General features: G+C 29.9%; 10 protein-coding genes. 2 read left to right on the top strand and 8 right to left on the bottom strand.

Features of this window, described 5'->3' with window-relative positions:
• Positions 1-22 precede the first annotated feature (22 nt).
• Complete coding sequence (locus ACSIGC_RS06350) at positions 23-505, top strand: C40 family peptidase (RefSeq protein WP_442267298.1); 483 nt, start codon at positions 23-25, stop codon at positions 503-505.
• Here ACSIGC_RS06350 and obgE read toward each other — a convergent pair.
• From obgE to secDF, 3 genes are all read right to left on the bottom strand, one after another.
• Positions 502-1491 carry a GTPase ObgE gene (gene obgE, locus ACSIGC_RS06345; protein WP_442267297.1) on the bottom strand — a complete coding sequence of 330 codons (990 nt, stop codon included), beginning with the start codon at positions 1489-1491 and terminating at the stop codon, positions 502-504. The genes ACSIGC_RS06350 and obgE overlap by 4 nt on opposite strands.
• A gap of 39 nt (positions 1492-1530) precedes the next feature.
• Positions 1531-2649, bottom strand: a complete 1119-nt coding sequence (locus tag ACSIGC_RS06340) for an adenylate kinase (RefSeq protein ID WP_442267296.1) — start codon at positions 2647-2649, stop codon at positions 1531-1533.
• A 93-nt stretch (positions 2650-2742) separates the two neighbouring features.
• Entirely contained in the window at positions 2743-5724 is a 2982-nt protein-coding gene (gene secDF / locus ACSIGC_RS06335) for a protein translocase subunit SecDF (protein ID WP_442267295.1), read from the bottom strand.
• A gap of 242 nt (positions 5725-5966) precedes the next feature.
• Here secDF and ACSIGC_RS06330 point away from each other — a divergent pair, with 242 nt between their 5' ends.
• Positions 5967-6593, top strand: coding sequence for a hypothetical protein (locus ACSIGC_RS06330; RefSeq protein WP_442267294.1), 627 nt, complete (start codon positions 5967-5969; stop codon positions 6591-6593).
• A gap of 16 nt (positions 6594-6609) precedes the next feature.
• Here the strand turns inward: ACSIGC_RS06330 and ACSIGC_RS06325 are convergent, their stop codons facing one another.
• The 5 genes from ACSIGC_RS06325 to thrS form a co-directional block, all read right to left on the bottom strand.
• Positions 6610-7206, bottom strand: coding sequence for a hypothetical protein (locus tag ACSIGC_RS06325; protein WP_442267293.1), 597 nt, complete (start codon positions 7204-7206; stop codon positions 6610-6612).
• 82 nt (positions 7207-7288) lie between these two features.
• Positions 7289-7633 (bottom strand): 50S ribosomal protein L20, encoded by a 345-nt coding sequence (rplT, locus tag ACSIGC_RS06320; RefSeq protein WP_095070111.1) that lies wholly within the window; start codon positions 7631-7633, stop codon positions 7289-7291.
• Between the two features lie 94 nt (positions 7634-7727).
• Complete coding sequence (gene rpmI / locus ACSIGC_RS06315; RefSeq protein WP_075341031.1) at positions 7728-7925, bottom strand: 50S ribosomal protein L35; 198 nt, start codon at positions 7923-7925, stop codon at positions 7728-7730.
• A 61-nt stretch (positions 7926-7986) separates the two neighbouring features.
• Positions 7987-8505, bottom strand: coding sequence for a translation initiation factor IF-3 (gene infC / locus ACSIGC_RS06310; protein WP_442267747.1), 519 nt, complete (start codon positions 8503-8505; stop codon positions 7987-7989).
• A 68-nt stretch (positions 8506-8573) separates the two neighbouring features.
• Positions 8574-10526, bottom strand: coding sequence for a threonine--tRNA ligase (gene thrS / locus ACSIGC_RS06305; RefSeq protein WP_442267292.1), 1953 nt, complete (start codon positions 10524-10526; stop codon positions 8574-8576).
• Positions 10527-11036: the final 510 nt, after the last annotated feature.

Raw genomic sequence — 11036 nt, 5'->3', positions numbered from 1 at the left:
AAATAACTTATAATTTATAGAAGTGCAGAATAATAAATTTACCCTTGTAATTTTAATATTTCTTTTAAGTTTTATTTTTTTTAAGGTTAATAAAAACGAAAAGTATAAAACGGAAGAAGTTAAAACGGTAGACAAAGCATTAATATATTTGGGTACACCATATAAATTTGGAGGAACAACTTCAAAAGGAATGGATTGCTCAGGCTTAGTGTATACTGTTTTTAAAGATGAATTAAAGATTACTTTACCACGTTCATCTAGCTCTATGAGTTCGGTTGGAAAAAAAGTGAATTACAAAGAAATAAAAAAAGGAGATCTTTTATTTTTTGATATCGCAAGATTAAAAGGAGATATAAACCATGTTGGATTAGTAACCTCAGTTACTTCAGAAGAAATAAAATTCATTCATTCAAGTACATCAAAAGGAGTTGTAATTACTTCAATGAATGAATCTTATTGGAAAGATGCTTTTGCTTTTGCAAAGCGAATTAATGTTGATTATTAATTAAGTTTAGACCAAAGTTTATCTTTTAATTCCATTAATCCCATCTGTGCAACAGAAGAAATAAATAAAGTTTCTATACCTTCAGGTAATTCTTGTTTTATTTCGTTTTTTAATTCATCATCTAACATATCAGATTTAGAAATAGCTAATAAACGATCTTTGTCTAATAATTCTGGGTTGTGTTGTTTTAATTCATTTAAAAGAATTTCATATTCCTTTTTGATATTATCACTGTCTGCAGGAATTAAGAACAATAATAAAGAGTTTCTTTCTATATGTCTTAAAAAATAATGTCCTAATCCTTTTCCTTCAGCAGCTCCTTCAATAATACCAGGTATATCTGCCATTACAAAACTTTGGTGATTACGATATTCTACAATACCTAAGTTAGGTTTTAAAGTTGTAAAAGCATAATCGGCAATTTTTGGTTTAGCAGCTGTTAAAACAGATAAAAGAGTTGATTTTCCTGCATTAGGAAACCCTACTAAACCGACATCTGCAAGAATTTTTAATTCTATTCTAAACCAAGCTTCTTTACCATCAATTCCTGGTTGAGCGTATCTTGGAGTTTGATTAGTAGGTGATTTAAAATGCCAGTTTCCTCGTCCTCCTTTACCACCTTCAAGAATAATTACCTCTTGTTGATCATCAGTAATTTCATATAGAATTTCATCCGTATCAGCATCTCTAATTATGGTACCTAAAGGAACAGGAACTATAATATCCGTACCGTCTTTACCGGTACTTCTACTAGAACCTCCATCACCACCACCTTCTGCTCTAAAATGACGTTTAAACTTTAAGTGAAATAATGTCCACATATTTTTATCTCCTTTGAAGATCACGTGTCCGCCACGACCTCCATCACCACCATCTGGTCCACCTTTAGCAATATATTTTTCACGATGCAAATGTGCAGATCCACGTCCTCCTTTACCAGAAGAAGCATATATTTTTATATAGTCAACAAAATTTCCTTCAGTCATTTCTTAAAAATTAATATTCCCGCCTAAGCGGGAATGATTTTATAATGTATCAAAAACGTCTGCTAAACGTTTTGTAATATCTTCAATAGATCCAACACCATCAACACCATAGAAATTACCTTGTGCATTGTAATAATCTTTTAAAATGGCTGTTTTGGTATTGTATTCGTTAAATCGATTTCTGATTTTTTCTTCATCAGTATCATCAGAACGCCCACTAGTTTTTCCTCTTTCTAAAATACGCTCAACTAACAAATCTTCTGGAACTTCTAAAGCTACCATTCCATTAATTCTTTCGTTCTTTTCAGCTAAGAATTCATCTAAAGCTTTAGCTTGATCTTCTGTTCTTGGGAATCCGTCAAAAATAAAACCATTAGCTTCTGTATTTTTATTAACTTCAGCTTTTAGCATATTAATAGTAACTTCATCTGGAACTAACTCACCTTCATCGATATATTTTTTAGCTAGTATTCCTAAGTCAGTTTCGTTTTTAATATTGAATCTAAAAACATCACCAGTAGAAATATGTACTAAGTTATACTTTTCTTTAAGCAATTCAGCTTGTGTTCCTTTACCAGCACCAGGAGGTCCAAATAATACTATGTTTTTCATTTTAGGTTGTGTTGTTAATTGATAAATAGCAGGTAAGTTTCTACCTAAACCATTATAATCTAAACCATATCCTACAATAAATTTATCTTCTAAATTTTTTCCAATATAGTTAATATGTAATTCCTTTCTGTACACATCAGGTTTAAAAAATAAGGTTGCTATTTTAAGTTCTTTAATATTTTTATTTCTAAAGATTTCGTAAATCTCTTGTAATGTATTACCTGTATCAATAATATCTTCTAGTATAATAACTGTTCTACCAGAAATATCTTCATTAATACCAATTAATTTTTTTACAGATTCACCAGAGGTAGTACCTTCATATGAAGCCAATTTCACGAAGGAAATTTCGCAATCTTGATCAAATTCTCTGACAAAATCAGAGGCAAAAACAAAACATCCATTTAATATCCCTATAAATAAAGGAACCTCGCCTTGTGGTAAATCATCTTTTACTTTTTTAGCGAGTTGTTTAACTATATTAGAAATTTCTTCTTTTTTAATTAATTCTTTAAAATATAAATCGTGAAGCTGTTTTATTTTCATATAGGTAAATATACTAATTAAATAAAAAAACCGTCTTGTTTAACTGATGTATCAGCAGGAACAAAACGGTAGTTTTATAGTATTCTAATGAATTTATTTTTGAGTTTCTTTATTCTTGGTAACATCAAACATAATCGGTGTAGCTACGAATAAAGATGAGTATGTACCAACAACGACACCTACGATTAATGCAAACATGAATCCTTTAATACTATCTCCTCCAAAGAAGAAGATAGCTAACATTACTAATAATGTTGTTAAAGATGTATTTATTGTTCTTCCTAAAGTACTACTTAAAGCTTTGTCAACTAAATTAGCAGTAAAAGAACTACTATTTTCTGCATATTCTCTAATTCTATCGAATATTACTACGGTATCATTCAGTGAGTAACCAACTACAGTTAAAATTGCTGCTATAAATGATTGTCCGATTTCCATATCAAATGGCATGAATTTATATAAGATAGAGAAGATTCCTAATACGATTAAAACATCGTGGAATACAGCTGCAACTGCACCAATAGAATAAGAAACTTTTCTGAATCGTAACAAGATGTATAAGAAAACAACAAGTAAAGATCCGAATACGGCCCAAATAGCTGCTTGCTTGATATCATCTGCAATAGTTGGATCAACTTTTCTTGCACTCATAATACCTTGTGCATTTTCACCTTTATCAAAACCAGGTTTAAAGTTTTCGTAACTTAAATCTGTTAAATATGTTTTTAAACCATTGTATAAAGTATTTTGAACTAATTCGTCTACTTCTTTACTCTTTTCTTCTATTTTGAAAACAGTTGTAATCTTTAATTGATTAGAAGCACCGTAAGTTTTAACTTCAGGAGCCGTTCCAAAAACTTCTTTTAAAGAATTAGCAACTTCATTAGCTTTCATGTCTTTATCAAAACGAACGACAAAAGACCTACCTCCTTTAAAATCTACACCTTGTTTTAAACCAATTGTAGAAATCGAAGCTAAACCGATAATGATTAACCCACCAGAAATGATATAAGCGATCTTACGCTTTCTTAAGAATTCAATACTGATGTTTTTAAACCAGTTTTTAGAAATATTTGTATTGAATGTTAAATTACTTCCTTTAGTTACAGCTCCATCAACAAATAAACGAGTTATGAAAATTGCTGTAAATAAAGATGTAGCAATACCAATCATTAACGTTAATGCAAACCCTTTAATTGGACCTGTACCGAAAACGTATAAGATAACACCAGTTAAGAATGTAGTAATATTAGCATCAAAGATAGCAGATAAAGCTCCTTTAAAACTAAATCCTTCATTAACTGATTCGAATAAACTCTTTCCTGAATTTAAGGCTTCTTTAATTCTTTCGAAAATAATTACATTGGCATCTACGGACATACCGATAGTTAATATGATACCTGCAATACCTGGTAATGTTAATACAGAATTAAAAGATGCTAATACTCCAAAAATGAATAAGATGTTCACTAATAATGCAATGTTAGCATATAAACCAGCTTTTCCGTAATATAATACCATCCAAACTAATACTAGTAAGATAGCTAAAGCAAAAGACCAAATACTTGCATTAATTGCTTCTTTACCTAATGATGGCCCAACTACTTCAGATTCAATAATTCTTGCAGGAGCAGGTAATTTACCTGCTTTTAATACAGTTGCAATGTCTTGAGCTTCCTCTACAGTCATAGCACCTCCAGAAATTGAAGATGTACTTCCTAATTTTTGTTTGATAATAGGAGCAGAGTACACGTAATCGTCTAACACAATAGCAACATATTTATTAATGTTTTTTTCTGTTAAGCTACTCCATAATTTAGTTCCTTTAGTATTCATAGTCATGCTTACTTCAGGTTTACCTAACTGATCAAACTGTTGAGATGCATCTGCAATAACATCTCCTTCAATATTTGCTATTCCATCTCTATTAGATTTAATAGCGTACAAACGAATATAACTTTCTAAGTCGTTCCCTGATTCAGTGTTTTGATTATCAGATTTGTAATCCCATAAAAACTTAGTGTTTCTTAAATTAGCTGGTAATAAAGCAGTAATTTGCTTATCTCTTAATAAGCTCATTACTTTTGCTGTATCTTGAATTTTAGAATATCCTACAATCGAATTGTATTGCTGTTGATTTGGGATTAAATAGTTAAATAACATTTTTGAATCAGCTACAGAAGTAGAGTCACTGCTATCATTTAATAAATCATTAATATTACTTTTCTCTGTACTATCTTTCTTTTCTGAAACTTCTTTTTCAACAGATTTCTTTAATAAATCAATTGATTTTAAATTAGCTTGAGATAAAAATGGTAAAACTTCGGTGTTAGCATACACTTCCCAGAATTGTAATTTAGCAGTGCTTACTAATAACTTCTTTACACGCTCAACATCTTTAGCACCTGGCAATTCAACTTGAATTCTACCAGAAGTTCCAATTCTTTGAATATTAGGTTGAACAACTCCAAACTTGTCAATACGGCTTCTTAATACTTGAAAAGCAGTTCCTATAGAGCTGTTTATTTCTTGTAATAAAACAGTTTTTACTTCGCTGTTGGTTTTATTGAAGTCAATTTTCTCTCGTAATAACTTATTACCAAAGATTTTTGGGTCGCTTAATTTTATTGCTCCCTTACTAGCTTTTTCAAATTCTGTATAGAATAAATCGATATAATCATCTTGAGAATCTTTTTGAGCTTCATCAGCATTAGCTAAAGCTGTTAAGAAAGTTTCATTTTTAGATTCGTTAGATAATCCTATTAAGATATCCTTTACTGATACTTGTAAAATAGCATTAATACCACCTTTTAAATCAAGACCAAGATTCATTTCTTTGTCTTTAATGTCATTGTAGGTGTTTCCTAATACTACTTCTTTATTTGCAACACTATCAAGATATTTTCTCTCAAGTCTAGCTAATTCTTTACCTGTTTTATTTTCTCCAAGATTGGCTTCAGCATATGTTTTTGCTTCGTTTTCAACCTTGTTTCCAAAAAACGTAAATGATAATTGGTATAAGCTTACTAATCCGAAAAGGATTGCAAATAATCTGATTAGACCTTTGTTTTGCATTTTCAATAATTTAGACTGACTTCTTTTTTAAAACGTGCAAATATAGTATAACATAAGTAGAAGAAAAAAGAAAACCCTAATTTTTACGAGTTAGGTTTGTTATAATCTTTAAAAATTATTGTATTCATAACGAATTCTTCACTTTTTTAAATTGAATAGTTTGATATTTTTCAACGATTTTCTGTATATTTATGTCATAATGCAATTCGGGGAGAAAGTTAGAGACCGCTAATAGAAATGTTATGTTATTATTCCGAAAAACATTATTTAATTTTTTTTCTTCAAGAAAGTATTATACTTCTTATTATAAAAGAACTATAAATAAGTATAAGTATCCTGAGGCTTATTTAAAATTATATACTTCTCTTAATTCATTTAATAAAACTTTAGAAACTGAAGTGAATATTTCTTTTCTAGAGGGAATAGGGTTTGGTGCAAATTTACATAAGGTAAAAGCTAAACTTAGAAATTCTTACAGAGTAGTTAATGAGTTAAAATCTATCGTTATTTTGTTTACTGAAGTAAAAATGCTAGGTTATAAATTTATTATTGAAATGCATTTTTTTAAACAAAAATTAGTGTGTTTTAAATATGTGTTTAGAAATGAATTAGATAAAACAAGGTTAAAGAATATGATTGCAGAAAAATATTTGAAAGAGCTTAATATTAGTGATGATTTAATAGATTATTGTATTAAAGATGTAAATGAAAATTATATTTTTTTAATAGATGAAGTAAGTTTGTCTATTAACTACATGAGTTACAAATATGGTTTTTATAATCATTTATCACAACTAAACACTGAAAGAGAAATTAAAGAATTATTAAAGCGAAAAAAAGAAACTATTGAACTATATAATAGATTATAAAAACAAAGAGAAGTTTTTAAACTCCTCTTTGTTTGTTAATTTCGTCTTGTAGTTGTCTTCTCAGTTTTTGTTCCTTTTCTAAAGATTTTTTTCTGAAAGATTCAAATTCATGTTCTATTTCAACTAAATTACTTTTTGCTTTTTTAGTTAAAATATTACTGCTTTTAAATTTAGAAAAGAAGAAAATTAAAGCTAGCAATAATACTCCAATAAGAGACCAAGTAAACATATTATAAGTAGTCTTGTTTGTAGCAATTCCTAAAACATTAATCTGATTTTCTTTGTCTTGTGAACTAGTTAGATTATTAGAAACTTTATTAATCTTTTCATTCAAAGAAGCTATTTCTTTCTTTTGAGAATCTACTATGTTTTGTCGAGCAACTATTTCTTTTCTTAAAATAGCAACACTATCAAGTACATTTTTTTGGAAAACTAAAAATTCATTTCTAGGTATCATTTTATACTCTTTCCAAGTATTCGATAACTCGTACGCTTTTTTAAATTCATTTTCTATAGTATTTGGTAATTCTTTAACTTCTTTTTTAGTCAATTTTACTTGTGCTAATAATGAAGTTGAAAAAAACAATACAAATAAAAAGTTAATAGTTTTCATTAGATATATTTAGATTTCGAGTTGATTTAAAAAAACCCAAACGAAAAAGTTTGGGTTTTTAGTATAAGCAAGGTTATTAAACTTATTTTACTTTATCTACAATTGCCTTAAAAGCCTCTGGGTTGTTCATAGCTAAATCTGCTAAAACCTTACGGTTTAATTCGATGTTGTTAGCTTTTACTTTACCCATAAACTGTGAGTAAGACATTCCGTACTGACGAGCTCCAGCGTTAATACGTTGAATCCATAATGAACGGAAGTTTCTTTTCTTGTTTTTACGGTCACGGTAAGCATATTGTAATCCTTTCTCAACCGCGTTTTTAGCTACTGTATAAACGTTTTTTCTACGTCCGAAGTAACCTTTAGCTTGCTTCAAGATTTTTTTTCTTCTATTTCTTGAAGCCACAGAATTTACTGATCTTGGCATAATTTTCTTGTTTTTGTAGTAGGCGACTAATTAAATAGTTCTTTATTGAGCCTAACTCCATGGTTAATAATTTATTTTACTACCTAGCAAATTATTATTTTAATAATAATTGTTGCTTAATATTACTCTCATCAGATTTGTGAACTAACGTAGAGTGTGTTAATGCAAGCTTACGTTTCTTAGACTTCTTTGTTAAGATATGACTCTTAAACGCGTGCTTTCTTTTAATCTTTCCAGAACCAGTTAACTTAAAACGTTTCTTGGCACTAGATTTAGTTTTCATTTTAGGCATCTTCTGCTATCGTTTTTATCTTGCTTATATATTTTTACTCTTCAAAAAAGAATATAATGTTTTATTTTATTTTCTTAGGAGCAATAAACATAATCATTCGTTTACCCTCTAATTTTGGCATTTGCTCCACCTTACCGTATTCTTCTAATTCTTGAGCTAATTTTAACAATAAAATTTGCCCTTGTTCTTTAAATATAATAGAACGTCCTTTGAAGAAAACGTATGCTTTTAATTTAGCTCCATCTTGAAGGAACTTAATTGCATGCTTCTTCTTAAATTCGTAATCATGCTCATCTGTCTGAGGGCCGAAACGAATTTCCTTAACAACCACTTTTGTCGCTTTTGCCTTTAAGGCTTTTTCACGTTTCTTTTGTTCGTAAAGAAACTTTTTATAATCTATAACTTTACAAACAGGAGGGACTGCTTTAGGAGATATTTCAACTAAATCTAACTCTTGTTCTTGAGCTATTGCTTTAGCTTTTGCAAGTGAATACACACCTACTTCAACATTTTCGCCTACTAAGCGAACTTCATCAACATATTTAATTTTATCATTAATTCTATGTTGATCTTCTTTAATTACTCTCGCGGGTCTGCGACCACGTTTTCTTCTTATTGCTATGGCTTATGCGTTTTTAAATTGTTATTTTAATTATTTGTGTTAAACGTTACTAACGTTTTCTGAACTTCTTTCTGTATTATCTGAATGAATTCTTCTATGGTAAATGTTCCTATATCACCTTCACCATGTTTCCTTACAGATACTGTGCCATCTTGTTCTTCCTTCTCTCCAACAATAATCATGAAAGGGATCTTGTTTACTTCTGCGTCTCTAATTTTACGACCAGTCTTCTCATTTCTATCGTCTACGAGGGCGCGAATTTCGGAATTTTCTAACAAAAGTAAAACTTTTTCGGTATATTTTTCATATTTCTCACTGATTGGCAATATAATAACCTGCTCAGGAGTTAGCCAAAGAGGGAAGTTACCTCCTGTGTGTTCTAGTAAAACTGCGATAAATCTTTCCATTGATCCGAAAGGAGCTCTGTGAATCATTACAGGCCTATGTAGTTGATTATCGCTGCCTTTATAACTTAGATCAAAACGTTCAGGTAAATTGTAATCAACTTGAATGGTACCAAGTTGCCAACTTCTACCTAAAGCATCCTTAACCATGAAATCTAATTTAGGACCATAGAAAGCAGCTTCTCCAGACTCAATTACATAATTTAAGCCTTTATCTTTTGCAGCATTTATAATTGCTTGTTCTGCTTTTTCCCAATTTTCAACATCACCGATGTACTTTTCTGGTTTGTCTAAGTCTCTAACAGAAACTTGAGCTGTGAAATTTTCGAAACCTAAAGATCCAAAAACATATAAAACAAGATCTATAACGTTTTTAAATTCTGAATCTAATTGCTCTGGAGTACAGAAAATATGAGCATCATCTTGAGTAAAACCTCTAACTCTAGTTAATCCATGTAATTCTCCACTTTGTTCATATCTATAAACTGTTCCAAATTCAGCAAATCGCTTTGGTAAATCTTTGTATGAATATGGTTTGTAATTATACACTTCGCAATGGTGAGGACAGTTCATGGGTTTTAATAAAAACTCTTCATTGTCTTTTGGAGTATTTATAGGTTGAAAACTATCTTCACCATATTTAGCATAATGTCCAGAAGTAACGTATAATTCTTTTTGACCAATGTGAGGAGTCATTACCATTTCATAACCTGCTTTCTTTTGTGCAGCTTTTAAAAAATCTTCAAGTCTACCTCTTAAAGCAGCGCCTTTAGGTAACCACAGAGGTAAACCTTGTCCTACCTTTTCTGAAAAAGTAAATAATTCAAGTTCTTTGCCTAGTTTTCTATGATCTCTTTTTTTAGCTTCCTCTAATAACTCTAAATATTCAGTAAGCATTTTTTGCTTAGGGAAAGAAATACCATAAATACGAGTTAATTGATTGTTTTTTTCATCTCCGCGCCAGTAAGCTCCGGCAACGTTCATTATTTTAATGGCTTTAATTATTCCTGTATTAGGAATATGTCCTCCACGACATAAGTCAGTAAAGTCACTATGATCACAGAATGTAATATCACCGTCTTCTAAACCTTCTATTAACTCTACTTTGTATGAATTGTTTCTTTCTTTATAATAAGATAAAGCTTCTGCTTTGGTAACTGAACGCATTTTGAACTCTGCTTTTTCACGAGCTCTTTCTAAAAACTTCTTTTCTATTGAAGCAAAATCTTTTTCAGATATTGTTTCGTCACCAAAATCAACATCATAATAAAATCCAGTGTCAATAGCAGGTCCTATAGTAAGTTTAGCGTTTGGGTGAAAATCTAAGATTGTCTGAGCTAAAACGTGGGCAGATGAATGCCAAAATGCTTTTTTACCCTCAGGAGAGTCAAAAGTATATAGTGTAAGATTACCATCGGTTGTTAAAGGTGTGGTAGTTTCAATAGTATTGTTATTAAAGCTAGCTGAAATAATATTTCTAGCCAACCCTTCACTAATGCTCTTAGCAACTTCAATAGGAGTTGTGTTTTGTTTGTACTCCCTAATACTTCCGTCAGGTAATGTGATTTTTATCATTTTTATTTAATATTATGTTATGATTTTCCTACAAGTGAAAATCTTAATGCGCAAATATATTGTAAATCGATTTTTAATACAATATATAGTATGTTATTGTTTGTGTTTTTTCAAACATTGATTAAGAGGTGAAAAAGTCAAAATCACAAATGATTGATTATTTACTTTTTATAGAAAACTTTCAAAAAAGTGTAATTTTTTTGGTTTAAAAGTTTGTGTAGATTAAAAAGAGTGTGTAGTTTTGCCCCCGCAAACGGAGAAACGCAGTTTAGAAGTTTGCAGAAGTTCATAAACAGATTGTAAATAAAGAGTAAAATTAAGGTTAAAAAATAATTAAAATTTTACTTGCGGAATTAGAATTAAAGTTTCTATATTTGCAGTCCGTTTTTGAGGCGTGAGTTCATTGATTTTTTGGTGCAAGATTAGGTTTAAAATTAATCGAAAAAAATTTCAAAAAAAGTTTTGTCAGATTAAAAAAAGGTTATAGTTTTGCATCCGCTTTCGGAAATG

It is taken from the genome of Tenacibaculum aquaeponti, from assembly GCF_052084715.1.
GTDB lineage: Bacteria > Bacteroidota > Bacteroidia > Flavobacteriales > Flavobacteriaceae > Polaribacter.
Note: the sequence above shows the minus strand (reverse complement) of the source record. Positions and strands in the feature narration are given on the sequence as shown.